Genomic DNA, 24,531 nt, shown 5'->3' on the forward strand with positions numbered 1-24,531 from the left:
TCATGGCACCTCCACTGATCGAACTCTCGGGCATCACCAAGTCGTACGGACCGGTGAAGTCCCTTCAAGGAGTGGACCTTCGGCTGGCGAAGGGTGAAGTACTCGGAGTGGTCGGCGACAACGGCGCCGGTAAGTCCACTCTGATGAAGATTCTCGCCGGTGCGGTTCAGCACGACGGCGGCGAAATGCGCGTCAACGGTGAACCAGTGCGCTTTTCGACGCCTCTCGACGCCCAGCAGAAAAAGATCGGAATCGTCTACCAGGATCTGGCTCTGTGCGACACGCTGGACGTCGCCAGCAACCTGTTCCTCGGCAGAGAACCGCGAAAAGGCCCCTTCCTCGACCGGCATGCCATGCACGAGAAGGCGGCTCACATTCTTGCCGACCTGCATGTCAAGGTGAAGTCGACCTACCAGGAGATCGGGCAACTGTCCGGCGGACAGCGGCAAACCGTCGCGATCGCCCGCGCAGTCTCCTTCCGCCCAGACGTACTGATCCTCGACGAGCCCACCGCAGCGCTTGCCGTCGCCGAGGTCGAGTCGGTGCTCAAGCTGATCACGGACGTCGCAGCGGCCGGCGTGGGCGTCATTCTCGTGACACACCGCCTGCAGGACCTGTTCCGCGTGTGTGACCGAATCACGGTCATGTACGAGGGGCAGAGTGTCGACGACGTTCCGATCGGCGACCTCAACATCGAGTCCCTCGTCGGACTCATCACTCGAACTCCGGTGCCGCAACGGACATCGGCAGCAACACAGGGAGCCACGGCATGACCACTCTCGAGAAGACCCAGGCGCCGATCGAGCGCAAGCTCGCCGCGAAACCCTCCTTGTGGGACAGCGTCAACAAGCCCACCCTCGCGATGCTGGCGGTGACAGTTGCTGTCGCAGCCGTCTTCTCGGCGACCACGTCGTCGTTCCTGACATTCACGAACCTGTCGAACCTGGCAACCCAGATCGCTCCGGTTCTGATCATCGCGGTGGCGATGACTTTCGTGATCACGGCAGGTCAGATCGACCTGTCCGTCGGTGCGATCGTCGCGTTCGTCGCGGCGATGAGTGCCGAGCTTATCCAGGCCGGCGTCGATTCGTCCCTGGTCTTCGTCGCCGCCCCGGTGATGGGTGCGGCCTGGGGCCTGGTCAACGGATGGCTCGCTGCCTATCAGGGTATTCCGCCGTTCATCGTGACCCTGGCGACGATGTCCGTCATTCGCGGTATCGCGCTGTATCGGACCGAAGGATTCTCCGTTCCGGTTCCGGCCGACACCTACTTCGCGAAGCTCGGAACTTCGGAATTCCTCGGGTTCTCCGCCAGCGCCTGGATTGCTCTCGTCGTCGTGGTCATCGGAGCAATTGCGCTCAACCGCATGCGCTTCGGGCGCTACGTCACCGGTATCGGTTCCAACGTCGAATCCGTACGACGGTCCGGTGTCAACACGCGTCGTGTGCTCATGATGACGCTCGTCTTCACCGGCCTGGCTGCCGGCATCGCGGGACTGCTGATCGCGGCTCGACTGGGCTCGGGTTCGGCCAACTCCGCAACGGGATTCGAGCTCACCGTGATCACCGCGGTGGTTCTCGGTGGCACCAATCTCTTCGGCGGTCGCGGCACCGTGATCGGTACCGTCATCGGCGCCGTCCTGACCGGAATCATCGCCAACGGATTGACCCTGCTCGGCGTGAGCCCGTTCCTGACGCCGATCATCACCGGTGTCGTTCTGCTACTGGCCATCTGGATCAACATGCGCGGACACACGCTGAGCGCGCTGTGGCGACACCTGCAGTCCGCACCGTCGGGGCCCGCACGCTCATGAGCAAGGTTCGTACTGTCACGGGAACTGTGGACAGCTCGGAACTCGGACTGGTTCTCCCACACGAACATCTGCACAACGACGTCACCGGTGCGTACACCGAGGCCCCGGATCCGGTTGTGGCACAGCGGTTGGCCGGTCCGGTACGCGCCGAGGATGCCTGGCTTCTTCACGACAATCCGTACTACAGTCTCGACAATTGTCGAGTCGACGACGGATCGGCCGTGGTGGAAGACCTTGCGGACTTCGCCCGCCTCGGTGGTCGGACGATCGTCGATCTGACACCGCCGGGACTGGGCCGGGCACCGGAGAAGCTGGCGGAGTTCTCGCGAAAGTCAGACGTGCGAGTGATCATGGGTTCAGGGTGGTACCTCGAGACGACCCATCCGGTCGAGGTCCACGAACTCGGTGTCGACGATCTGGCAGGTTCGCTCGTCGAGGAGTTCGATCCGGCAAAGGAATTGGCTCCTGGCGTGATCGGGGAGATCGGAGTCTCCCCGCTCTTCACTCAGAACGAGGCGAAAGCGTTGCGGGCGGCATGCATCGCCCAGTGCGAGGTGGACGTGCCCCTGTTCGTCCACCTTCCGGGCTGGCAGCGCGTGGGACATCACGTCGTCGACATCGTGGTCGACGAGATGGGCGTCGATCCGCAAGCAGTGGTGCTGTGCCACATGGACCCGTCCGGACACGACGCCGACTACCAACGATCGCTCGCCGACCGCGGTGTCTTTCTCGAGTTCGACATGATCGGGATGCCGTTCGATTTCCCCGGCGAGGGTCTTTCGCCGCATCCGGCGGAAACAGCCACTGCGGTAGCCGGATTGGTCACCTCCGGTCACGCATCACAGCTCCTGCTCAGTCACGACCTCTTCCTCAAATCAATGCTCAGAAAGCACGGCGGAAACGGATTCTCCTACGTACCACTCGCCTTCGCCGCCCGATTGGTGCGCGCAGGCGTAGATCCCCAGCAAGTGTCCGCGTTGATGCGAGACAACCCGAGGTCGCTCTTCGAGCAGGCCGCGAAAGGAAACAGAAGCAGTCATGGGTAAACGAGTACTGATCGCCGGCGAGAGCTGGATGACGACGTCGACGCACGTCAAGGGCGTCGACGAGTTCAGTGTCCATTCCTACGTCGAGGGAGTCGGTCCGCTTCGGGATGCGCTCACCTCACGTGGCCACGACGTGACACACATGCCCGCACACCTGGTGCCGACGCAGTTCCCCGGTACCGCAGAAGCACTGTCGCAGTTCGACGTCGTCGTTCTCTCCGACATCGGAGCGAACTCGCTGCAGCTGGCTCCCGGCGTGTTCGACCAGTTCCGCGCCGGCGAGGATCGTCTTGTCGCGCTACGTGACTGGGTGAACGCCGGCGGCTCACTGATGATGATCGGTGGCTACCTCTCGTTCTCCGGATTCCAGGCGCGAGCAGCTTTCCGCCAGACCGCGATCGCCGAGGTACTGCCCGTGACGATGCTGGCCGAAGACGATCGCGTCGAGACACCGGCTGGGATCGTTCCCACCGTCGTCGATGCTGCTCACCCGGCTCTCGGTGGTGCCGGCGATTCCTGGCCGGCGCTCCTGGGATACAACCGCGTCGTCGCGAAGGACGGTGCCGTGGTTCCCGCCACCATCAACGGCGATCCGCTTGTCGCTGCCGGTGAATACGGCGCCGGACGGTCGATCGTCTTCACCTCGGACTGCTCGCCGCACTGGGCTCCGCCGGAGTTCTGTGAGCAGTGGCCCGGATACACCGACCTGTTCGACGGCTTGATCAGTTGGGTCGCCGGCGAATGAGTCGCTCCTCAGACCTGCTCGCGCGGCAGCAGAGTAATCTCGCTGCCGCGCGGGCGGTTCCATTCATCGAGGACACCATCGGCGGGACGTTGAGTGATGAGGGATTCCGCCGGTACCTCGTGATCGAAGAGGCATTTGTACTGACGGCCGTCAAGGTGTTGGGGTTGGTGGTCGCCGAATCCCCGACGCTCGACGACGCGCTCGACCACGTGACGTCGATGTCGAACCTGGTGGGCGAGCAGCGCGAGTATTTCGCGCAGTTGCGTTCCCGCTTCCCGTACGAGGGTGACGCAGCGGCGCTGGTCGAGGAGTCGGCCGTGCTGTCGACGCACGCCTTGACTCTCGCTCGCGAAGAGGGCAGGGCGGCGGCGCTGGTGGGCATGTACGCCGCGGAAACCCTGTATCTGTCGTGGTGCCGGGAGGCGGCGGCAGTGAAGGTAGATCGCGAACCAGCGTTGCAGGACTGGGTGGACATGCATGTCGCTCCGCCGTTAGTGTCTCAGGTGGCAGTGCTGGCGTGCGAAGTGGACGCCATGCCCGAGTCCGTCACCGACGAGGACCTGGATCGGTGGTTCTCGGGCATGCTGGCCGCGGAGATCGATTTTCACAACGTGGTGGTGTGAACCACTGCTGTGCGCCTTTATTAACCCCCGGCGGTTAATAAAGGCGCACAGCAAAAGGCCCGTAGGTCGCTTTCGCAACCTACGGGCCTCTTCTTTGTAGCGGGGACAGGATTTGAACCTGCGACCTCTGGGTTATGAGCCCAGCGAGCTACCGAGCTGCTCCACCCCGCGTCGGTGTGAAACCAACAGTACACGACTTCTGGAGGCGCAATTACCACCCCCTGTCACCGGCTGGAGTGCGCGCTTTCCGAGTAGTAACCGCGGATGTGTCCGACTATGCGCTGACGTGCGAGTTCGCCGTCACCCGCGTTGACCGCATCCACCAATCCTCGGTGTTCGTCACGCAGTCGCATGCAGGTGCTCGGCCAGCTGTCGATCTGGACGCCCGCGAGAACGTAGGCCTCGATGGACTCGCGCAGGCCGGTCATCATGGCTGCGATCACCTGATTGCCCGCCGCGTCGGCGAGCGCCACGTGGAACTGTGCGTCGAGTAGCAAGAATTCCTCGGCCGAGAGAGCTGCGTCCTCCATCGAGTCGAGCAGTTCGACGGCCGCGCGGAGGTCGGGCGTCGGAGTCCGCGATGCCAGGGATTGCATCACCTCGGATTCGAGAACGAGTCGTGTCTTCACCACATCCGAGACCGGAAAGCCTTGTGCTGCAACCTGCATCCGCATCAGCATGGTCATACCGCCGGTCGGTTTGGCTACGATCATCGCGCCGGACGTCGGGCCGGAGCCAGTCTGCGCCTTGAGGAGGCCGAGTGCTTCCATGACCCGCAACGCTTCTCGGACCGATGACCGTCCGACGCCCAACTCTGCTGCCAGAATTCTCTCTCCCGGCAGGCGCTGGCCAGGAGACACCTCGCCTGAAACGAGCCGACGTTCGAGGTGGCTCAGTACTTGTTCCCACGCTCGCGGGCTCGGCTCGGTCGGCATGAGGCAAGAGCATAACCGGGTGGACGCCGTTTATGGGGTGGCCTGTACGGGGATGTATTACTGTGGTCAGACCACACCGACAGATTGCGGGGAACCACATGCGAGTAGCGCTGTTCGCCACCTGCATCGGGGACGCGATGTTTCCCGACGCCGTCAAGGCCACCGCCCTCCTGCTCACCCGTCTCGGGCACGACGTCGTGTTTCCGTCCGGGCAGACCTGCTGCGGGCAGATGCACGTCAATACCGGCTATCAGCCGGGCGCACTACCGCTGGTCGCGAACTACGCCGATACTTTCGGTGATGCGTCGATCGACGCCGTTGTCGCACCATCGGGGTCGTGCGTCGGCTCGGTCCGTCATCAACACGAGATGGTCGCCGAGCGCTACGGCACCGCGTCGCTGTGTGGACAGGTGCAGACCGTGAAGGCAAAGACGTACGAGCTTTCCGAATTCCTCGTGGACGTTCTCGGGGTCACCGATGTGGGCGCGTACTTCCCGCACCGAGTCACCTATCACCCGACCTGTCACTCACTGCGCATGTTGAGGGTGGGGGACAAGCCACTTCAGTTGCTGCGCAACGTCCGCGACATCGATCTGGTCGAACTCCCCGAAGCAGATTCCTGCTGTGGATTCGGCGGCACCTTCGCCATCAAGAATGCGGAGACTTCGACGGCCATGCTGGCGGACAAGATTCGCCACGTTGCGGACACCGGCGCCGAATTCTGCAGCGCCGGAGACTCGTCCTGCCTCATGCACATCGGCGGCGGTATGTCACGACTGCAGATGGGCGCCAAGACCATTCACCTCGCGGCGATTCTGGCGTCGGTGGAAAGCCGGGTGCACGCATGAGCGCTGTGACGCTGGGTCTGCCCAGCTTCCCGCCGAGGTCGCCCGAGGGTGCAGGGTTCCTGCGAGGTACTGAGAAATTCCCCGTCGCAGCACATCACGAGCTGGCCAACGCGCAACTGCGACGCAATATCGGCAAGGCGACGCACACCATCCGTGCCAAGCGCATCAACGTGACTGGAGAGCTGCCCGATTGGGAAGAGCTGCGTGACGCGGGTTCGGCGATCAAGGCCGACGTCATGGCGCGGTTGCCGGAACTGCTCGAACAGTTCGAGGCTGCAGTCATCGCGCGCGGTGGGCATGTGCATTGGGCGGCGGATGCCAACGAGGCCAACGCCATTGTGACCGAACTTGTCAAAGCCACCGGCTCCGACGAGGTCATCAAGGTCAAGTCGATGGCCACGCAGGAGATCGGTCTCAACGAGCATCTCGAAGCCCACGGAATCACCGCCTACGAGACCGATCTCGCGGAATTGATCGTCCAACTCGGCCACGACAAACCGTCGCACATCCTGGTTCCCGCGATCCATCGCAACAGGTCCGAGATTCGGGAGATATTCCTTCGTGAGATGCCAGATGTCGACCCCAACCTCGGGGAGAACCCGGCCGAACTTGCCGCTGCTGCACGAAAGTTTCTGCGCCACAAGTTCATGACGACGCCGGTCGCCGTCTCCGGCGCCAATTTCGGCATCGCGGACACGGGCACTCTGACCGTCGTGGAGTCGGAGGGCAACGGGCGAATGTGCCTGACCCTGCCGAAAACACTGATCACCGTGATGGGCATCGAGAAGATTCTGCCGACGTATCAGGATCTGGAGGTCTTCCTGCAACTGCTGCCGCGGTCCTCGACGGGGGAGCGGATGAACCCGTACACCTCCATGTGGACCGGCGTCACGCCCGACGACGGTCCACAGGAGTTCCACCTGGTCCTCCTCGACAACGGTCGGACTGCCGCGCTTGCCGACAAGATCGGGAGGGAAGCCCTGAGCTGCATACGGTGCTCGGCGTGTCTGAACGTGTGCCCGGTCTACGAGCGCACCGGCGGTCACGCCTACGGATCGACCTATCCGGGACCGATCGGCGCGGTGCTGACTCCGCAGCTCGCGGGCATGCATGGCAAAGACGATCCCAACTCGACGCTTCCCTTTGCCTCGAGTCTGTGCGGTGCGTGCTTCGACGCCTGCCCGGTCAAGATCGACATACCCTCGCTGCTCGTCGAATTGCGGCACCAGAAGGTCGCGCAATCCGGTGTCACGGCAGAGTCTTTGGCGATGAAAGCCGCCTCTCTGGCGATGTCGACCGAGGGCCGGTGGACGTTGGCTCAGAAAGCTGCCGGGCTCGGACGCGTCGTGGCCGGCAGGAAAGGGAAGATCTCTACGTTGCCACCTCCATTGAACGGTTGGACAGCTGCCAGAGACATTCCCGCACCGCCCAAGCAGACCTTCCGATCCTGGTGGGACTCCGACGAAGGCCGCGCGGCATTGGACGAGGCTCGTCGTGACGGGAAGGCGGACAGATGAATTCACGTGACGTGGTGCTCGGACGCATTCGTGATGCCATCACCTTGGCGCCCGCCCGCGAAGGCGAGATACCGCGAAACTACCGGACTGGCAGAACCATGTCCGACGAGGAACTCATCGATTTGTTCGTCGACCGTCTGGTGGACTACAAGGCGCACGTTCACCATTGCGCTGCAACAGAAATCGCCGAGGCCGTCGCCGGAATACTGAGAGAGCACGGACTACACACTCTGGGGATCCCCGCCGGCCTCGACCGATCATGGGTAGCCGGATTCGACGGAACGCTGGTGGTGGACAGCCCGGACGTACCGGCTCCTGAACTCGAGAACCTCGACGCCGTTGTCACCGGCTCGAAGGTATCGTGTGCCGAAACCGGCACCATCTTCCTCGACGCCGGTCCATCACAGGGACGCCGTGCGTTGACACTGGTACCGGACACACACATCTGCGTCGTGTATCGCAGCAGTGTGGAAGTGGGAGTGCCGGAGGCGATTGCGAAGCTGAAACCGGAGCGCCCCACCACCATGATCAGCGGCCCGTCGGCGACCTCCGACATCGAACTCGAGCGCGTCGAAGGTGTCCATGGTCCGAGGAATCTTCACGTCGTCATCGTCGACGGTTGATTCCCGTCGAGCGGGAACTCGGAGGCAGCGGGCCACATCAGCGTCTAACGTCCCGGCCATGACACAACTGTTGGCAGGCAAGGTCGTTTTCATCACCGGTGCAGCGCGGGGTCAGGGACGCAATCACGCGATTCGACTCGCGCAGGAAGGTGCAGACGTCATCGCTGTCGACGTGTGCGCGTCGGTGTCCGAAGACGTGGGTTACGCGGCCGCGACTGAAGCCGACCTCGAAGAAACGGCTCGTCTCGTGCGAGCGGAGGGGCGCGAGATCGTCACCGCTGTAGCGGACGTCCGTGACCTCGAGGCACTGCGTGCGGCGGTGGCGTCGGGCGTCGACAAGTTCGGTCGCCTCGACGTCGTGATTGCCAATGCGGGCATCGCTACGTGGAACCGTTTCTGGGAGATGCCGGAAGAGCAGTGGTCGACGCTGGTGGACATCAATCTCAATGGTGTCTGGCGCACGATGACAGCTGCGGTTCCTGCAATGATCGAAGCCGGCAACGGTGGTTCCATCGTGATTGTGAGCAGTGCTGCCGGCGTCGCCGAAGCGCCCGGCTGCGCGCACTACTCGGCGGCCAAGCACGGCCTCGTGGGTTTGGCTCGCACTGCTGCAACGGAATTGGGAAGCTTCGACATTCGAGTCAACACCATCCACCCTGGCGCGGTGGAGACCGAGATGGGCAACGATCCCAACGTCGGTAAGGTACTCACTACTCATCCGGAGTACATGAACTCGTACAAGTGGCCGCTCACGTCCGTCCCGCGCACCACCGTCGAGGACATCTCCAACGCCGTCGTCTACCTCGCGACGGACCTCTCCCGCGCGGTCACCGGGACGAAGATCGTCATCGACATGGGTCAGACGATGGCGTAGTTGCGCTCAGAGGAGATTGAACTGCGCGACCTCGATGGTGTTCTCGACTGCCTCCGAGAGTGCGCGAATACGTTCGTCGGCGCCTGGCGCGGTCAAAATCGCCAGGCGATCGGCGTCACCCATCGGAATGCTCCTGGCGAGGGCATACAGCCGAGAACCCAGCGGATCCAAGGGATCCGGTGGGACGGGCATTCGCGGAGTCTGTTCGCCGGCCCGAAGTGCGAGCTTTCCCAACATTCCGTACATGAACTCGATGCGCTCGAGGAGCGAGTCGTATTCGTAAGCAGTGACTGGTGTTCCGTTGTTCTCGTCAGGCCACAATTCGACCTCGGCAAGTGGGTAGGGATCGTCCGGCAGCCATCGATTGACCCGGATGCGGTCTTCGGTCCGGCAATACAACTGATACCGCCCGGCACCCATGGCGACATGAGACTCGATCCGAGCCAGAGTGCCGACGTCGTGACGTGATTCGCCGCCACCGACCTCGTGGCCACGAGCGATGAGCACTACTCCGAACAGTGGGCCGTCGGCAGCTTCGAGAACGTTCTCGACCAGTGCGCGATACCGAGGTTCGAAGATGTTCAGGGGCAACACCTCACCCGGTAGCAAAGCGGAGCCGAGCGGAAACATGGGGAAGATGGGCATCAGGGGATTCTCAACCTCGGAATCGGAGGGGCGGGGAAATCGCCGGGGCGATCGATTTCGGCGAGCAGGTGCTCGGACCACGTCAGTAGACCGGGGATATCGAGGCCGTGCGGACTCTCGACCTCGTAGTGCCTGATGCGGTCGTGACCCTGGCCGAGGAGTGAGACGGCGCCGGTGTTGTTGCCCCGAAGCAGATGGGTGAGCCCGACGGCCAACTGAGCCAGTCCCTGCCACAGGTCACGTTCCTCGGGCGGCGCGCTTTTCCACGTTCCTTCGAGAATCTCGTGTGCGTGGAAAGGCATGCCGTGGTCGAGGAGGCGCTGCGCCTCGGTGATCGACTCGTCTGGTGGCAGGCGTACATCGTCCGGAATGCGCGGGACACCGCCCGCTGCGTCGCGTGGCAGTGGACGTCCGAGTCCGTCACGGGGCCGCGAATTGAGGGGTTTCCCAGCGGCGTCCCGGTCGCGTTCGGTCATACACTCAGCCTAACGGCAGCGCCTCGGCCGAACTCGCCAAAAGTTTTTTCGAGTCGCCTGTCGATTCCGGGGAGAACCGTTCGTCGTCATGTTGTAAGGCAGGAAAGCCGCAAGAAAAACAACAGACCAAGGAGTCAGTCATGAAGTACATGTTGCTCATCTACACCGCACCCGGCGGAGACACCGAACCCCAGTGCACGTTCGAGGACTGGCAGCAATACGACAAGGAAATGAAGGATGCCGGGATCTGGGTGTCCGGCGATGCCCTCGCCGACCTGACGACTACGACGACGGTTCGGGTCTCGCAGTCCGGAGAAAAGACCGTCACCGACGGACCCTTCGCAGAAACCCGTGAAATCCTCGGCGGCTACGACGTCATCGACGTTCCCGATCTGGATGCGGCGCTTTCATGGGCCGCGCGGTGCCCCGGCGCGCGCGACGGCGGCAGCGTCGAGGTGCGTCCACTGGCCGGGTTCGGGGACTGATTCACCGTGGACGAGCAGGCCGAGAACTCCATCGAGTCAGTGTTCCGGGAGGAACGCGGACGACTCTTGGCCTCGCTCGTCCGCCGCTTCGGTGATCTGGATCTGGCCGAGGAAGTCACCTCCGAAGCCGTCGAGGCCGCGTTGGTGCACTGGCCCGTGGACGGAGTGCCGGCTAAACCCGGCGCCTGGCTGCTGACCACGGCGCGTCGTAAAGCCGTCGACAGGCTTCGTCGTGATCAGGCCTATGCGGCGCGATTGGCGGTGATGCAGGTGGACGCCGATCGTGCCGACCCGGCGCCGCCCACGGTCGACGGAGAACTTCCCGACGAGCGGTTGCAGCTGTTCTTCACCTGCTCGCACCCAGCGCTGGCCGAGGACGACCGAATCGCACTCACCTTGCGTTGCCTCGGCGGGTTGACGACGCCCGAAGTCGCTCGGGCCTTTCTCGTTCCTTCGGCGACGATGGCGCAGCGGATCGTGCGCGCGAAGAAGAAAATCCGTCAGGCTCGGATTCCCTTCCGCACTCCCAGCGCCGAAGAACTCCCGGAACGTTTGCCCGGTGTTCTGCAGGTGATCTACTCGGTGTTCACCGAGGGGTACGCAGCGAGTTCGGGTCCGGATCTGCAACGCGTCGACCTGGCGGTGGAGGCGATCAGGCTGGCGAGGATCTTGCGCGCATTGCTTCCCGATGAGCGCGAGATCGCCGGGTTGCTTGCATTGATGCTTCTCGTCCACGCGCGTCGGGATGCCCGTACCGACGCCGCCGGCGGGATCGTGCTCCTCGAAGACCAGGATCGCGGGTTTTGGGACCAGCCGATGATCGAGGAAGGCAGCGACCTCGTCGTAGTCGCGTTGACCGGGGGAGCGCCGGGGCCGTACGGGGTGCAGGCCGCCATCGCCGCATTGCACGACGAGTCCGCAGATGTGGAGAGCACCGACTGGCCACAGATCTGCGCGCTCTACGGAGTGCTTCTCACGTTGACGCCTTCGCCCGTCGTCGCAGTCAACAGGGCAGTGGCGCTGGCGATGCGCGACGGCGAGGAGGTTGGGCTGGCAGCTTTGGAAGAACTGGCAGCGGAGCCCAAACTTACCGACTACCACCCGTATCACCTTGCACGCGCCGAACTACTTGCTCGGTTGGGGCGCACCGACGCAGCGGCATCCGCGTACCGACAAGCTCTGAAACTCGTTGGTACGGAACCGGAGCGGGCCTACCTGGAGCGTCGGTTGGGTGAGATCTCGGACTGATCGGCTCCTATCGAGGGACGTCGAGATCGAAGTACAGGGTCTCGGACCAGTAACCGAGGCCGAGCTCGCGTAGCGGTTCCTCGACGCTCTCCTGAGTCGGCGTGAACAGTCGCTCCCAGAAGCTTGGCTTGACGGGTGCGAGCGTGGCCAGCGCCGCCTCCATCTCGGCGTCGATGTCCGCCAGACCGGTCATCAGGGCCGTGCCCTGTTCGGCGAACGGTTCGTCGTCCATGTCGAAGATCTCGCCGCACTCGAGGACGAAGTAGTGGTCGGGTTCGGTGTGGCTGCGCAGGAAACGCAGCGCATCGCCGGCCATCGTGCCGAGTGCGGGGTGATCGATGCGGCCGAGGAAGTCTTCGAGCCGGGCGATACCAGGACCACAGGGCGCGGTGACCGCGATCAGGTCGGGGGTGTCGTCCCAGATGATCGACTGTTGGGCGAAGGGATTCACGGACACAAGGATCCTCGGGACCAGCGGTATCGCGTACGACCACTCGGAGATACCGGTGAGACCTCGGGCGCGAGCGGCAGCCGGATTCTCATGCGGAGCAACAGGGGTCGAGTAGAGATAGGTGCGGTTGGCCACTGGCCGAGTCCTTTCTGCGGTCGGCGTCACCTGATTCGGGCGGCGCCCACCATCCTCAATGCCAGGTCTCCGTATAGTTTTCCGATGTCTTCCGGATTCGTGTAGTTGCCGGCCGGGAACCAGCGGCACACGTCGACGCACAGGGACATCAAGGCGAGGGTGACGCCTTCGGCATCGGGGATCGTGAAATCGCCCGACTGCACGCCGGCATCGACAACCTCCCGGACCACCCGCGTCGTGCTGCGGCGAAGCGCGACGACGGTTCGGTAGTGCTCTGGTGTGAGGGCAGTGAGTTCGTACTGGACAACGCGAGCGAGTGAGTGGTGCCCCGCCTGCCAACTGGCGAACGTGCTGATCAGTTCCTGCAAGCGAACGGACGGTTCTTCACCCGGTCGGTCGGCGCCCTCGACCACCTTCAACGCTTCGGTGTGGCCTTCGTAGCTGATCGCGAAAAGCAACTCTTCTTTCGAGCGGTAGTGCGGGTACATGGCGGCGGGACTCATGTCGAGTCGCGCGGCGATGTCACGGGTGGTGGTGCCGCCGTAGCCGGCAGAGGCAAAAGCGTCCACGGCTGCCGCGCGGATACGGGCCGCAGCTTTGGAGGGGCTGATCACCACGTCAGGTGAATCGCTCACGGTTTCCTCCAGGTGTGACGGATTTCGATGTTGACAATATCCCGCTCTCGATTCACTATAAGCAGGTGCTTAGATTCTAAGCGAATGCTTAGGAACATCGTTACGTGTGGCTTTGCCACGCCGAAAGGAAGCAACTCGTCATGCGTCGCACTCTGTACGGACCCGATCACGAGGCATTTCGCGAATCTGCTCGCGAATTCGTCAACCGGAACATCCTTCCGGTCGCAGAGAAGCTGATCGACCAGCGCTTCATCGATCGTGAAATCTGGCTCGAAGCGGGACGCAACGGCTTCCTCGGACTCGAGGTTCCGGAGGCGTACGGCGGAAGCGAAGCCGGCGACTACCGCTTCAACGCGGTTCTGGCCGAAGAGCTCTCGCGCGCCAGTGCAGCTGTTGCCTCGAGCTTCGGCATTCACGCCGACGTCGTTGCTCCCTACCTCGTTCAGCTCACCACCGAAGAGCAGAAGCAGCGTTGGCTGCCCAAGTTCTGCACCGGTGAGATGCTGACGGCCATCGGCATGACCGAGCCTTCCGGTGGATCCGACCTCGCCTCGCTCAAGACCACTGCGGTCAAGGACGGCGACGACTGGATCATCAACGGCTCCAAGACCTTCATCACCAACGGCTACAACGCCGACCTCGTGATCGTGGCGGCTCGGACCAGTCCCGAGAAGAAGTCCAAGGGCATCACCCTCTTTGCCGTCGAGACCGGCATGGAAGGCTTCGAGCGCGGACGCAAGCTCGACAAGGTCGGCCAGCACGAGTCCGATACCGCCGAACTGTTCTTCGAGAACGTTCGCGTGCCGTCCACCAACATCATCGGTGAGATCGACCGCGGCTTCATCCACATGATGGAAATGCTGCCGCAGGAGCGCGTCGGCGCTGCGGTGTCCAACATCGCGCACGCCGCTCCGATCCTCGAAGAGACGCTGCAATATGCCAAGGACCGCAAGGCTTTCGGTCAGCCGATCGGCTCGCTGCAGTGGAACAAATTCCTTCTCGCGGATCTCGTCACCCGCATCGAGGTCACCCAGGCCTACGTCGACAACTGCGTCGCGGCACACGCTGCCGGCGAGCTGACCGCCATCGACGCCGCGAAGGCTAAGTGGTGGACCGCGCAGGTGCAGAACGAGGTCCTCGATCACTGCGTTCAGTTGCACGGTGGCTACGGCTTCATGACCGAGTACCGCGCCGCTCGCGCGTGGATGGACGCCCGCGTCACCAAGATCTGGGCCGGATCCAACGAGATCATGAAGGAACTCATCGGCCGCGATCTCGGCCTGTAATTTCGCAACTGCAGTCGATACGTCACTGCAACCGCCACTTCCCGAACCCGACGACACAGGAGCATCACCGCGCATGTCTGTTCTCGACAAGTTCTCTCTGACCGATCGAGTGGTCATCGTGACCGGTGCGTCGTCGGGCCTCGGGGTGGCGTTTGCGAAAGCCGCAGCAGAGGCCGGCGCGGACGTCGTCCTCGCTGCTCGCCGCGTCGACAAGCTCGAAGACACGGCCAAGCTCGTGCGTGACGCAGGCCGCGAAGCATTGTGCGTGGCCACCGACATCGTCGATCCGGCTCAGGCTCAGAACATGGTCGACGCCGCGATGGAGAAGTTCGGCCGCGTGGACGTGCTGGTCAACAATGCCGGCGTCGGAACTGCCGTTCCGGCGACCCGCGAGACCCCGGACCAGTTCCGCGCCGTCATCGACATCAACCTCAACGGGTCCTACTGGGCAGCGCAGGCCTGCGGCCGCGTCATGCTCCCGGGCAGCTCCATCGTCAACATCTCGAGCATTCTCGGATTGACGACCGCCGGACTCCCGCAGGCCGCCTATGCGGCGAGCAAGGCAGGCGTCGTCGGATTGACCCGCGACCTCGCACAGCAGTGGGGAACGCGCAAGGGCATTCGCGTCAACGCGATCGCGCCCGGCTTCTTCAAGTCGGAAATGACGGACCAATACAACGACGGTTACTTGGACGCGATGGCTCCGCGCCTGATCCTCGGCCGCATGGGCGATCCGGAAGAGCTCGCGGCCACCATGGTGTGGCTCGCGTCCGAGGCCGGCGGATACGTCACCGGTCAGACCATCGCCGTCGACGGAGGAATCACCATCACCTGACGCCGATGCCGAGATGTCGCCGGCTTTGCCGTATAAGTAGCTGGTGACCTCTCGCGCCGAACCTCAGGAGAACTGGGAAGACCGTCCGCCACCATCCATGGCTGCGACGGAGCTTCTGCGTGACCTGCCGGTGACTGCCCGCGGCGTCCGGACCAGGGCTTCTCTGGTCGCAGCGGCTCGAACGGTGTTCGAGCGCGCAGGGTATCTCGACGCCCGTCTCACGGACATCACCAAGGAAGCGAACTGCTCCACCGGCACGTTCTACACCTACTTCGACAACAAAGAGCAGATCTTCGCCGCAGTTCTCGACGTCGCGCAGGAAGACATGCTGCACCCAGGCATGGGACGGGTCCGCGACGTCGACAATCCGTATGCGGTCCTCGAATCGAGCAACCGTGCCTACCTGACGGCTTTTCGCCGCAACGCCAAACTCATGGGCCTACTCGAGCAGGTATCGCACATCGACCCGGCCTTCGCGAAACTGCGTCGGGACCGAGCCGAGACCTTCATTTCTCGCAATGCCCGAGCCATCGAACGCTTGCAAGCGGCTGGCAAGGCAGATGCCTCGTTGGACCCGCTGTTGGCTTCCCGAGCACTGTCGGCGATGGTGAGCCGTCTTGCCTACAGTTCATTCGTCTCCGAGGAACCTGGCGCCGACGGCAACCCCGTCCCGTTCGAGGACGTCGTCAAGACGGCTACTCAGGTGTGGGCCAACGCGCTGGGACTCGAAGGCGACCGCGGGTAGTTTCAGCCTTCGCCGCGGGCCGCGAACTGCTCCTCGAGGCTGTGGCGCAGTGTTTCCTCGCTGTTCTTGACAGCGTTTTCGACGAACGGCCCGATCAATCGGCCGAGTGCCTTGCCGGCAATGCCGCCGGGCAGTTTGTAGGCGAAGTCGACGGAAAGCTCGGTCTTGGAATCGTCGATCGCGGCGAACTCCCACGTGGACGAGTTGGATACACCGCCGAGCGAAGACAGCTTGATGATTCGATTCTTCTCCCACTCGGTGACCTCGAGTTTGGAGCGCAACGTGCTCGGCCCGATCTGCATGGCCGCGTCGAACGTGGCGCCGAGTCCCTGATCGAACTCTCCGAACGGGGTGAACTCGGAAACACCGAACATCCACGTCGGGACATTGCGGTAGTTGTCGATGTAGTCGAAGGCGACATCAACCGGCACGGCAGCAACCGCGGTGTGGCGAACATGGATCATGACTGGTCCCTGTCTTTCGGTGAACACCGACTCTAACCAATGGCTCCGACGTGTTCGGCGGCGGCGCAAGAGCGATCTACGGTATCGGTATGACGAACGAGCTTCCGGTACGCGGGTCCTGGCGCGATTACGAAGACCTGGGACTACCGAAACCGCTCGCTGCGGCGCTGGAGGCGTTCGTCGAGCAGGGCTATCACGGGACTTCGATCCGTGACGTCGCGTCGCGGTCCGGGCTGTCGGTGCCGGGGCTCTACCACCACTACCCGTCCAAGCAGGCTCTGCTGATCGGTCTGGCGACCGTTGTGATGACGGAGTTGTTGGAGCGAAGCCGCGCCGCCGAACTCGATGCCGGGGACGATCCCTCCGATCGCTTCGACGCGGTGATCGAATCTCTGTTGCGGTTCCACATGTTTCGACGCGAGCAGTCGTTCGTCGCCTCCTCCGAGATCCGCAGCATGGAGCCCGACAGCCGGGCTGGTTACATCGCCCAGCGCGACGAACAGCAGAAGCAGGTGGACCGGATCGTCCTCGACGGCGTCGCCTCGGGCGTGTTCGAAGCCGACCATCCCGAGGACGCCAGCAGAGCCGTGGTGACGATGTGCGTCGCCGTCGCGGTCTGGTACCGACCGGACGGTGAGTTGTCTCCGGACGAGTTGGTGGAGAGGTATTTGGAGATAGCGAGGCGCATGGTGGGGGCGAAGCGGGTGGGGGAGTGACTGTGGGGGCGAAGCGGGTGGGGGAGTGACTGTGGGGGCGAAGCGGGTGGGGGAGTGACTGTGGGGGCAACTGCGCGAATCAGTCTGAATTTTTGAGCAATTCGAGCGCCGCGTCCCGGCCGGCGCCGAAGGGGTCGGTGCCGATACCGATCCCGTCTGCGACGAGGGCACCTTCGTGAAGCAGCATGATTGCCTCGACGAGACGTTCGTCGGCTAGTCCGTCCGTCGCCAGAATGCGCCGGAAAAGGTCTGACATCTCCCGCTTTTGTTCGGCGATGACAGCGAACACCGGATGTGAGTGATCGCTGAACTCGGCGTGCGCGTTGATCATGCTGCACCCTTTGCCTCCGCTCGCCTTGGACCAGGAGGCGGAAGCGTCGAATACCGCACTCAACTGTTCGGCGCGGCTAGCTCCGGCTGATGCGAGCTTCTCGTCGCGAAAGATTCGCCACCGCCGATCTCGAGCCCTCAGGTATTCAACGACGAGACCGTCTTTCGAGCCGAACCGTTCGTACAAAGTCTTCTTCGTGACCCCGGCGTCCAGTGCGACGGTATCCACGCCTACGGCATGAATCCCCTTTTCGTAGAACAGCTTCGACGCAGACTCCAGAATGCGACGCGCTTTCGGAGTCAATTCGGGTGTGGATTCCTCTGCCATGGACAAAAGTATACCGATCTGTATAGTCGGGCTCATGAGTAAACAGATCGGTATACCTCGGATCGTGACCTCGAGATCTGCCGTGACGGCTACCTTGTCGGTCCTGTTCGTCGCGTGCTGGAGTTCGGGATTCATCGGAGCCAAACTAGGCGCCGGCAGTGCCGGGGTCCCCACGCTGCTGATGTGGCGTTTTCTCCCGCTCGCGGTGGTACTGCTCCCGATTGTCTGGTTCTCCGCCCGGCGCCAGAACACGATGCCGACACCACGGGCTCTCGGCAGGCAGGTGGTGATCGGGATGCTCTCCCAGAGTGGCTACCTGTTGTCGGTGTACTGGGCAGTCGATCTCGGCGTGAACACCGGAACAACTGCGCTGATCGACGGTATTCAGCCGCTGGTGGCTGCCGCGCTGCTCGGTCCGGTCCTCGGTGTCGCAGTCCCGCGTATGCAGTGGATCGGGTTGGCGATCGGAATGGGCGGCGTCGCGATGGTCACGGCAGCCGATGCCGGGGCCGGTACATCGGCGCCGTGGTGGGCGTACGCGATTCCGTTCCTGGGGATGCTCAGCCTGGTTGCATCCACCTTCGTCCAACAACGCGCTCACACGTCCACGCCACCTCTGCAGGCTCTGGCCATCCACTGCTCTACCAGCGCAATAGTTTTCACGACACTGGCGGTGGCCTCAGGTGTCGCCGTACCACCAAGCGTCAACACATTCTGGATCGCATTGCTCTGGTTAGTCGTGCTGTCCACGTTCGGTGGTTACGGGCTGTACTGGTTACTGCTCCGTCGCATCGGCATCACGTCCGTCAACACCTTGATGTTCTTGATCGCCCCCGTCACCGCGGTCTGGGGCGCGTTGATGTTCGGAGAATCGTTCACTGCGTTCACCGCGCTCGGCTTGGCGGTGGGGATCCTCGCCGTCGTCGTGGTCACCCGGGCGGACAATCACCAGAAAAAGCGGGGAGAGGGCGAAAATGCCTGTTCGGTAAGGGCTCCGATCACTTCGCGCTGATGACTCCCGACCTGGATGTGAACCGCTCGCGGAGCGCGGTGAGTTGCTCTGCGGTGAGCTTCAGTCCGTTGATTGCGTAGTCCTCGACGGTGCCGAAGTGCGTGCGCATTTCGTCGAGAGCTGCGTCGAAATAGCTGTCACGGACTCCGAGGAGGGGTCGTAGCACTTCTGCGTCAACGCCTTTGCTCGCGGCGAAGTCGAGGATCGGTTCTGTCATGGGAGCCAGATCGGTGTTCGTCTCCAGGTAGTCGGCGCGTACATCGGCTTCGTCGGCCCCGAGGAGGAGTAGGAAAGAGGTCGCGGCCCACCCGGTTCGATCCTTGCCGGTGGTGCAGTGGAAAAGTGCTGCCCCGGTGCGTTTTTCGTCGATGAGGTCGAGGTAGAACGTGCGATAGGCGTCGAGAGCGGACGGCAGGCTGACGAAGTTGCGGTTGGCTTCCTCCATCTGTGCGATCCCACGTCCGTCGCTGATGGTCTCGGCGTATGCGACCGGGTCCGTCATGAGTAGTCCAGTGGCCGCGGCGTTTTGGGCATTGTCGGCAAGTACGTCGAGCCAGACTGTGCGCGTCGAGTCAGGGAGATTGTCGAGTGCGCCGTCGCGCTCGGCGGCGGTCCTCAGGTCGTATACCGTCCGGACGTCCAAGTCGGCGACCGCGGCAAGGTCGTCGCCGTCGAGTTTCGCCAGAGTCGCTGAACGGTAGAGCGCGCCCGCGCGGACGGTGCCGTCTGCAACAGGAATGCCACCGAGGTCCCGGAAGTTCGGAGCGGTCTTCAGGAGAACGCGGCGATCGAGCGGGTGAGTTGGCATGGCTGACTCCTTGTGGGTTCCGTTTCTGAACTGATCATTCATGCCTTCTGCACACTGCGCACGAGCTTTTCGGCATTGCGTCTCTTGATCCACTTGTCGATGACGAGAGCCATGAAGATCCACCCTCCCAATGCCGTGATCACCCACACGATGATCGGGGCGAGGATCCAGGACCCGACGCCGCTGATCTCGATACCGTCGGGGACCAGGGTCGCAACCCAGAGCGCGAGCAGTGTGGCGACCAAGCCGACACCACCCGCGAGCGGAGCCGCGTAGTGCAGTGCCACGCTGAGCACGAATGGGCCGAGGATCATGTGTGCGAGGGTGAATACACCGATAGCGGCCAAGAAGCCGTTCACGCTCAGGCTGACCCCGGGAAGAGCAAAATGCACGACGATCAGCGCGATCGCGCCGAGAACACATTGCGAAATGAGCTGAAATAACAGACGCATGGCTTGTACCTCCGTGATCAGGTCGAGTCACCCGAGAGTGGTGTGTGCGTGGGGAACGCTTTGCTGCAGGGCTTCGGGACGAGGCGCCGTCCAGGTGCCGTCGAGCACGGAGGGACGGGGGCGGTACAGGCGCAGTACGTAGTTCCAACCGGGCATGATGGGCAGTGCGTTCGCGACGCCGTCGAGATGGACCCCGAAGCGGATGGTGGTGCTGCCGTCGGAGTCTGGGGTGGCCGTGAGGCTGTTGATGCTGTTGACGCCCAGGGCGTTCTCTTCGAAGTATCCGGCCGCGTTGTACAGCGAGACCGACCAGAACGCATCCACGGGAACATCGTTCAGGCGGAGACGGTATTCCCCGACCGGGAGACGTTCGTCGAAGTTGACGTAGGTGGCCTCGTACTCGGGAAGGCCACCCCAGCCGGATGCGGTACCGAGCAGGTGCCTGATCGGGTCGACTTCCGCAGCGGTACCGAATGAATGGTCGTACGTGGTGATGCCACGCGCGAGTGCGAGGAGTGCGTCGCGGGTCTCGGTCTGCGATTGCTCGTCGTAGTCGGGCAACGGGAACTCTCCCGTTCCGCCGCCGTCGATGTTGAGGGCGTCTTGCAACCGGTTCACCTCGGCGACGTCTTCGGGGCTGTTCGGATCGACGAGGATGCGCACGATCAGTGCGGCGTAGTCGGTCCCGACCAATTCACGCGTGAGCAGGTGCTCTCCCGAGTCGCGCAGGATGACGGGACCGAAGTGATCTTGACTGACCACCCACACGGAGATGTAGCGCTCGCCGGTATCGGGCACCGTGATCGTGACGTTCTCGCGCACGTCGATGATCGCGCTGCTGTACAGAGTGTCGCGGTTCTGGCGGATGATCGGCTGGTTGTCGAGTGACCCGAGATCACGAGTGTGGTTCCACGTGCCCAGGCCGACGCCCGCGGCCAGGCGAGCGAACATGAGATCGGATTCTGCCCGATTGAAGTTCAGGACGTTGACGGCGATCGTGGACATAGCGGATTCCATTCGGTGTCGGGTATGGAAGCGAGAGCGGGAATCCCTCGCCTCTGTCGGGGTGAATCAGCCGAGCAGTCGCGCTTTGGCGGCTTGGAACTCGGCCTCACTCAGCAGGCCTTGTGATTTGAGGTCGCCGAGTTTCTGCAACTCGGTGACGAGATCGACCGGGGCCGCGGGTGCGGGTGTGGGCATCGGGAGTGCGGCATGCTGCTGGGCGAATTCGTACTGCGCCTGCTCGTAGTCGGCCTGAGCTCTCCTTTGCCGGCGGGTGGCCATACCGTCGCTGACGGCGGTCGCGGTACCGGTGACGACCGCGGTGCGGGCGGCGAGGCCCAGTAGTCCGGGGCGGCCTCGTCTCGGGATGTACGGCATGTCAGACCTCCAATTCCGGGATGATCGTGTCCATGAGGGCATTGACGACGGGTGCGGGTATCCGCTCATAACCCAGTAGCACCGCGCCTGACGCAGCGGTGCGGGCGGCGAGCTCACGCTGATAGACCAGCTCGAGCGCGACCAGCAGCGCTGCAGCGCCGGTGGGAATGGCTGCCGCGAGTTCGGTGATGTCCTCATGCCCGAGCAGACCGGACGCGCCGAGCATCTCGACGTTGATCTCGAAGCCGTTCGGCAACTCCTCGACTTCGATGAGGGTGAGTTCACCGTCCTCGGACTTGGAGATGACGATCAGATCGAGCAGCCGCACCAGGCCGGTATCCGTAAGGTCGGTCAAGGCGGAGAGCGCGGCCGGGTCGAGGCTCTGCCCAGGCAGGCCGAGAAGGTAGAAGTCGACGGGGCCGAAACGCGCGGCACTCACGAGAGGACCTTCAGCTTGAGTGCGGCGAACTCGTCCTCGCTGATCGCTCCGGCTTCGAGCAGTGCTGCGGCTGCGGCGATCTCCTCGCTGGGGCTCTTCCCCGCGACCTCGCGGATATACGATTCGGCGGCCTTCTCGGCGTCGCGTGCGGCCTTGTTGCTGCGTTCCGTCATCCCTTCGCCGCGGGCGACGAGATAGACGAGGGCGGTCAGGATCGGTAGGAAGAGCAGGAAGAACACCCAAACGGCCTTCAACCAGCCGTTCAGCTTGTGGTCGCGGAACAGGTCGGCGATGATCGCGAACAGCGCGAAGAGATATCCGATGAAGACGGTTGCCCACAGCATCCAGCCGAGGCTTTCCCAGAAGCTCATGTGTCTTATCCGTTTCGTGTCAGGCCTGCGCACCGGGATTCCGCCGACTAGCGCATTTCGGTTGATTCCGGCAATTCTCACTGGTTTCCGCAGGCTTCGATCGCGGTCTCATCCGAAGCGGATGAGACCGGATTTCCACGGACATCGAACGTCTCGAGTATCTTCGACACATGATCGAAGCCGTGCGTGACGCACTCGCCTCTGGTGAGGCGGAGCAGGCTCGACGAGTCCTGCGGAAAAACTGGCTTCGTTTGATTCTCGAATCTCACACCAGGGAACTCGAGCAGCTCTGCCTTGCTCATCCCGATCCCCACGATCCGCACATCCTGCTGATACGGGCGTGCTGCCGCGATCTCAGCGGTGATCCGTACGGCGCTGAGTTTCTCCGCGGGCAGGGTCTGCGGGTGGCGTCCGACGATTTTGTCGTCTGCTTCACCGACCTGCTGCTCGCTCCGGACACCTCGACCAAGGCCGTCATCGCCGATCGCGCGCGTCACGCGCTCGCCCAGTGCGAGCCCGAGGACGATTACCCGTCCGCGCTTTTCCTCCTCGGATGGACCGAGGTCAGGCTTCGTCGTGACCTTCCTCGTGCCATCGCGCTACTTCGCTCCGCCAGCGACGAGGCGCAGTTGCAGTCGCGCACGGAGACATTGCGTCTTGCACAGTCCAACTTGGCCTTTGCGCTGACCCACGCGGGAGCATTCACCGAAGCCGAACAGATCCTCGACGGCCTTCCTGCGCGAGATGTGGCGTCCGATTGGGAACGCTTCGAAGGTGGACTCCCACAGTCGAATCGAGGGTGCATCGCTTACTGGCGTGGCGACTTCGAGGAAGCGATCGCTCAGTTCGACTCGATCATCGTGGAGGGCAGTCCCGGAACCAACTTCGAGGCGCTCGCCCGTCTGTACCTGGTGATGAGCCTGATCGCTCTGAACCGGGAAGACCGGTACCACAACGCCGCTCGTCTGCTGCGAGGCGTGAGCACTGCGGACAAGCACGGCATTCCTTGGGATACGCTGCGGCGCGTCACCACGGCCTGGCTCGCCCACGCTCAAGGACAGGACGAGCAAGCTCGCCGCATCGCAATGCCCACGCTGACCAGAACAGGTGCTGCGGTCGCTCACGCGCTTCTCGCGGAGCTCTACCGAGTCATGGGGGATCCGGAACCGTCGGCTCAAGCGCTTCGCTTGGCAACCTCGGCCGCGCTGCCGCGATACGCGCTGGTGAGCACCCTTGTCACGTCTGCCGCCCTGAGCTCCGTCGCAGGGTGTGGACCGCAGGCACACGAGCAGTTGGATCGTGCGCTGGCCGAGGCAATCCCCGAGCGCATTCTCGCCCCATTTCTGAGCGGCGATCCGGTAGTTGTCGACCTCCTGACAGCGCACGCGGTCCGGGGGTCGAGACACCACGAGCTCCTACGCACGATTCTGGAAAAACGGGGCCAGCTCTCTGCCAAACTCGCCGGAGTCCTGACGGAACGTGAGAAAGAGATCCTCACTTTTCTGCGAACTACGATGACTGCAGACGAGATCGCTGCGCACCTCGGCATCGCCTATCCCACTGTGAAGACTCACATTCGCTCGATCTACCGCAAACTAGGCGTGACCAAACGGCGTGCCGCAGTCCAAGCAGCCGACAACCTAGACCGCGGGATCGGGGGCGATTCCGCGGCGGAGGCTGCGAACCGTCAGGTCCAAGGCTTGTAGGCGCGTCCCGGAACCACGGTTCACGTAGTCCATCGACGTGTAGAGCAGTGACCACAGCAGGTTCTGCACCCAGTCCGAACCCATGTCGGGGTCGATGGAACCGTCGGAGTGTCCGCGCTCGATGGCATCGGTGACTGAGTCGTCGTTCGACGCGGACTCGGCAAACGAATCTTCCTGATACACACCGGGAGTGAAGAACAGGACCGTCAAGAGGTCGGCCAGTTCGAAGTATTCATGGCACAGGCGAACCAGCGCTTCGGCTCCCGTACCCTCGCCGAGTCGAGCTGCTGCTGCTGCCTCTCCGACGGCGCGGGTGGCCTCGGCCGCGACTGCGTCGACCAGGTCTGACCGTTCGGGAAAGTAGCGGTGCAAAGTGGTCCGGCCGACCTTTGCGGCCGAAGCGATCTCGCTGAGGGTCGCAGCAGGCTTGGATGCGAACACCGAAACGGCAGCATCGAGGATGGCCTTCCGTGTGCGCTCGCGGGTCGCGCTTTGTTCTGGCGCGCTGTGGATCGTTGTCACGAATCCGAAGCGTAGCCGTGTCCGGTTTCGGTATCCAG

31 protein-coding genes and 1 tRNA gene are annotated in these 24,531 nt (G+C 63.2%); 17 read left to right on the forward strand and 15 right to left on the reverse strand.

The genetic code is table 11. The annotated features are described in order from the left end of the window. Positions 1-2: 2 nt before the first annotated feature. Genes RhoBH5_RS17195 through RhoBH5_RS17215 form a run of 5 tightly spaced genes read left to right on the forward strand, consistent with a single transcriptional unit; the run spans position 3 to position 4,227 of the window. Positions 3-773, forward strand: coding sequence for an ATP-binding cassette domain-containing protein (locus RhoBH5_RS17195; RefSeq protein WP_003939830.1), 771 nt, complete (start codon positions 3-5; stop codon positions 771-773). Next, the gene (locus RhoBH5_RS17200; RefSeq protein WP_007730024.1) at positions 770-1,813 is read left to right on the forward strand and encodes an ABC transporter permease; all 1,044 of its coding nucleotides are present in this window, start codon (positions 770-772) and stop codon (positions 1,811-1,813) included. Before RhoBH5_RS17195 ends, RhoBH5_RS17200 begins: the two co-directional genes overlap by 4 nt. Continuing rightward, entirely contained in the window at positions 1,768-2,859 is a 1,092-nt protein-coding gene (locus RhoBH5_RS17205) for a phosphotriesterase family protein (RefSeq protein ID WP_270008574.1), read from the forward strand. The genes RhoBH5_RS17200 and RhoBH5_RS17205 overlap by 46 nt, the downstream gene beginning before the upstream one ends. Then, positions 2,852-3,604, forward strand: coding sequence for a glutamine amidotransferase (locus tag RhoBH5_RS17210; protein WP_003939869.1), 753 nt, complete (start codon positions 2,852-2,854; stop codon positions 3,602-3,604). Before RhoBH5_RS17205 ends, RhoBH5_RS17210 begins: the two co-directional genes overlap by 8 nt. Continuing rightward, entirely contained in the window at positions 3,601-4,227 is a 627-nt protein-coding gene (locus RhoBH5_RS17215) for a TenA family protein (RefSeq protein ID WP_270008575.1), read from the forward strand. The genes RhoBH5_RS17210 and RhoBH5_RS17215 overlap by 4 nt, the downstream gene beginning before the upstream one ends. A gap of 97 nt (positions 4,228-4,324) precedes the next feature. Here RhoBH5_RS17215 and RhoBH5_RS17220 read toward each other — a convergent pair. After that, a tRNA-Met gene (locus tag RhoBH5_RS17220) sits at positions 4,325-4,398 on the reverse strand. Positions 4,399-4,451: 53 nt separating this feature from the next. Beyond that, a complete protein-coding gene (locus RhoBH5_RS17225; protein ID WP_030536564.1) occupies positions 4,452-5,162 on the reverse strand; it encodes a FadR/GntR family transcriptional regulator in 711 nt (236 codons plus the stop codon). A 98-nt stretch (positions 5,163-5,260) separates the two neighbouring features. Here RhoBH5_RS17225 and RhoBH5_RS17230 point away from each other — a divergent pair, with 98 nt between their 5' ends. From RhoBH5_RS17230 to RhoBH5_RS17245, 4 genes are read left to right on the forward strand one after another with little or no spacing between them, the layout of a single operon-like run. Beyond that, complete coding sequence (locus tag RhoBH5_RS17230) at positions 5,261-6,010, forward strand: (Fe-S)-binding protein (RefSeq protein WP_221742388.1); 750 nt, start codon at positions 5,261-5,263, stop codon at positions 6,008-6,010. Beyond that, positions 6,007-7,527, forward strand: coding sequence for a LutB/LldF family L-lactate oxidation iron-sulfur protein (locus tag RhoBH5_RS17235; RefSeq protein WP_270008576.1), 1,521 nt, complete (start codon positions 6,007-6,009; stop codon positions 7,525-7,527). The genes RhoBH5_RS17230 and RhoBH5_RS17235 overlap by 4 nt, the downstream gene beginning before the upstream one ends. Then, positions 7,524-8,150 (forward strand): LutC/YkgG family protein, encoded by a 627-nt coding sequence (locus tag RhoBH5_RS17240; RefSeq protein WP_234551256.1) that lies wholly within the window; start codon positions 7,524-7,526, stop codon positions 8,148-8,150. Before RhoBH5_RS17235 ends, RhoBH5_RS17240 begins: the two co-directional genes overlap by 4 nt. A 58-nt stretch (positions 8,151-8,208) precedes the next feature. Further along, the gene (locus tag RhoBH5_RS17245) at positions 8,209-9,024 is read left to right on the forward strand and encodes a mycofactocin-coupled SDR family oxidoreductase (protein WP_007730029.1); all 816 of its coding nucleotides are present in this window, start codon (positions 8,209-8,211) and stop codon (positions 9,022-9,024) included. A 6-nt stretch (positions 9,025-9,030) separates the two neighbouring features. On the opposite strand, the gene RhoBH5_RS17250 is transcribed toward RhoBH5_RS17245, so the two are convergent. Together RhoBH5_RS17250 and RhoBH5_RS17255 are read right to left on the reverse strand one after the other, a co-directional pair. Then, positions 9,031-9,669 (reverse strand): LON peptidase substrate-binding domain-containing protein, encoded by a 639-nt coding sequence (locus tag RhoBH5_RS17250; protein ID WP_064073901.1) that lies wholly within the window; start codon positions 9,667-9,669, stop codon positions 9,031-9,033. After that, a complete protein-coding gene (locus RhoBH5_RS17255) occupies positions 9,669-10,145 on the reverse strand; it encodes a DUF309 domain-containing protein (protein WP_003940372.1) in 477 nt (158 codons plus the stop codon). The genes RhoBH5_RS17250 and RhoBH5_RS17255 overlap by 1 nt, the downstream gene beginning before the upstream one ends. Before the next feature lie 140 nt (positions 10,146-10,285). Here RhoBH5_RS17255 and RhoBH5_RS17260 point away from each other — a divergent pair, with 140 nt between their 5' ends. Both RhoBH5_RS17260 and RhoBH5_RS17265 read left to right on the forward strand, forming a co-directional pair. Then, the gene (locus RhoBH5_RS17260; RefSeq protein WP_003939718.1) at positions 10,286-10,630 is read left to right on the forward strand and encodes a YciI family protein; all 345 of its coding nucleotides are present in this window, start codon (positions 10,286-10,288) and stop codon (positions 10,628-10,630) included. Between the two features lie 6 nt (positions 10,631-10,636). Then, a complete protein-coding gene (locus tag RhoBH5_RS17265; RefSeq protein WP_270008577.1) occupies positions 10,637-11,878 on the forward strand; it encodes an RNA polymerase sigma factor in 1,242 nt (413 codons plus the stop codon). A gap of 7 nt (positions 11,879-11,885) precedes the next feature. Here the strand turns inward: RhoBH5_RS17265 and RhoBH5_RS17270 are convergent, their stop codons facing one another. Then, a complete protein-coding gene (locus RhoBH5_RS17270; RefSeq protein ID WP_270008578.1) occupies positions 11,886-12,464 on the reverse strand; it encodes a DUF7822 domain-containing protein in 579 nt (192 codons plus the stop codon). Between the two features lie 26 nt (positions 12,465-12,490). Beyond that, the gene (locus tag RhoBH5_RS17275; RefSeq protein ID WP_050654586.1) at positions 12,491-13,099 is read right to left on the reverse strand and encodes a TetR/AcrR family transcriptional regulator; all 609 of its coding nucleotides are present in this window, start codon (positions 13,097-13,099) and stop codon (positions 12,491-12,493) included. Between the two features lie 140 nt (positions 13,100-13,239). Between RhoBH5_RS17275 and RhoBH5_RS17280 the strand changes: the two genes are divergently transcribed. From RhoBH5_RS17280 to RhoBH5_RS17290, 3 genes are all read left to right on the forward strand, one after another. Beyond that, complete coding sequence (locus RhoBH5_RS17280) at positions 13,240-14,385, forward strand: acyl-CoA dehydrogenase family protein (protein ID WP_007730036.1); 1,146 nt, start codon at positions 13,240-13,242, stop codon at positions 14,383-14,385. A gap of 73 nt (positions 14,386-14,458) precedes the next feature. Next, positions 14,459-15,220 carry an SDR family NAD(P)-dependent oxidoreductase gene (locus tag RhoBH5_RS17285; protein ID WP_003939707.1) on the forward strand — a complete coding sequence of 254 codons (762 nt, stop codon included), beginning with the start codon at positions 14,459-14,461 and terminating at the stop codon, positions 15,218-15,220. Positions 15,221-15,317: 97 nt separating this feature from the next. Further along, entirely contained in the window at positions 15,318-15,965 is a 648-nt protein-coding gene (locus RhoBH5_RS17290; RefSeq protein ID WP_007730038.1) for a TetR/AcrR family transcriptional regulator, read from the forward strand. A gap of 2 nt (positions 15,966-15,967) precedes the next feature. Here the strand turns inward: RhoBH5_RS17290 and RhoBH5_RS17295 are convergent, their stop codons facing one another. Further along, entirely contained in the window at positions 15,968-16,429 is a 462-nt protein-coding gene (locus RhoBH5_RS17295) for an SRPBCC family protein (protein WP_003940411.1), read from the reverse strand. 89 nt (positions 16,430-16,518) lie between these two features. On the opposite strand from RhoBH5_RS17295, the gene RhoBH5_RS17300 reads away from it, so the two are divergent. Beyond that, the gene (locus tag RhoBH5_RS17300; protein ID WP_030536574.1) at positions 16,519-17,145 is read left to right on the forward strand and encodes a TetR/AcrR family transcriptional regulator; all 627 of its coding nucleotides are present in this window, start codon (positions 16,519-16,521) and stop codon (positions 17,143-17,145) included. 79 nt (positions 17,146-17,224) lie between these two features. On the opposite strand, the gene RhoBH5_RS17305 is transcribed toward RhoBH5_RS17300, so the two are convergent. Continuing rightward, positions 17,225-17,803, reverse strand: a complete 579-nt coding sequence (locus RhoBH5_RS17305) for a TetR/AcrR family transcriptional regulator (RefSeq protein ID WP_007729643.1) — start codon at positions 17,801-17,803, stop codon at positions 17,225-17,227. 82 nt (positions 17,804-17,885) lie between these two features. On the opposite strand from RhoBH5_RS17305, the gene RhoBH5_RS17310 reads away from it, so the two are divergent. Continuing rightward, on the forward strand, positions 17,886-18,815 hold the full coding sequence (locus tag RhoBH5_RS17310; protein ID WP_442972467.1) for a DMT family transporter: 930 nt from the start codon (positions 17,886-17,888) through the stop codon (positions 18,813-18,815). Here the strand turns inward: RhoBH5_RS17310 and RhoBH5_RS17315 are convergent. The 6 genes from RhoBH5_RS17315 to RhoBH5_RS17340 form a co-directional block, all read right to left on the reverse strand. Next, on the reverse strand, positions 18,802-19,623 hold the full coding sequence (locus tag RhoBH5_RS17315; RefSeq protein WP_228401356.1) for a tyrosine-protein phosphatase: 822 nt from the start codon (positions 19,621-19,623) through the stop codon (positions 18,802-18,804). The two genes, RhoBH5_RS17310 and RhoBH5_RS17315, sit on opposite strands and share 14 nt — an antisense overlap. 38 nt (positions 19,624-19,661) lie before the next feature. Continuing rightward, a complete protein-coding gene (locus RhoBH5_RS17320) occupies positions 19,662-20,075 on the reverse strand; it encodes a phage holin family protein (protein ID WP_020970904.1) in 414 nt (137 codons plus the stop codon). 27 nt (positions 20,076-20,102) lie between these two features. Further along, positions 20,103-21,080, reverse strand: coding sequence for a DUF1214 domain-containing protein (locus RhoBH5_RS17325; RefSeq protein WP_269610956.1), 978 nt, complete (start codon positions 21,078-21,080; stop codon positions 20,103-20,105). Positions 21,081-21,146: 66 nt separating this feature from the next. Then, positions 21,147-21,455: an SHOCT domain-containing protein gene (locus RhoBH5_RS17330; protein ID WP_030537230.1), complete on the reverse strand. Its 309-nt coding sequence runs from the start codon at positions 21,453-21,455 to the stop codon at positions 21,147-21,149. A 1-nt stretch (position 21,456) separates the two neighbouring features. Then, a complete protein-coding gene (locus tag RhoBH5_RS17335; protein ID WP_030537229.1) occupies positions 21,457-21,894 on the reverse strand; it encodes a DUF6325 family protein in 438 nt (145 codons plus the stop codon). Beyond that, entirely contained in the window at positions 21,891-22,265 is a 375-nt protein-coding gene (locus tag RhoBH5_RS17340) for a PLDc N-terminal domain-containing protein (RefSeq protein WP_007729621.1), read from the reverse strand. The genes RhoBH5_RS17335 and RhoBH5_RS17340 overlap by 4 nt, the downstream gene beginning before the upstream one ends. A 170-nt stretch (positions 22,266-22,435) precedes the next feature. Between RhoBH5_RS17340 and RhoBH5_RS17345 the strand changes: the two genes are divergently transcribed. Then, the gene (locus RhoBH5_RS17345) at positions 22,436-23,971 is read left to right on the forward strand and encodes a helix-turn-helix transcriptional regulator (RefSeq protein ID WP_269610960.1); all 1,536 of its coding nucleotides are present in this window, start codon (positions 22,436-22,438) and stop codon (positions 23,969-23,971) included. Here RhoBH5_RS17345 and RhoBH5_RS17350 read toward each other — a convergent pair. After that, a complete protein-coding gene (locus RhoBH5_RS17350) occupies positions 23,906-24,493 on the reverse strand; it encodes a TetR/AcrR family transcriptional regulator (RefSeq protein ID WP_030537226.1) in 588 nt (195 codons plus the stop codon). The two genes, RhoBH5_RS17345 and RhoBH5_RS17350, sit on opposite strands and share 66 nt — an antisense overlap. Between the last annotated feature and the right edge of the window lie 38 nt (positions 24,494-24,531).

It is taken from the genome of Rhodococcus sp. BH5 (genome assembly GCF_027583855.1).
Taxonomy (GTDB): Bacteria; Actinomycetota; Actinomycetes; order Mycobacteriales; family Mycobacteriaceae; genus Rhodococcus_F; species Rhodococcus_F qingshengii.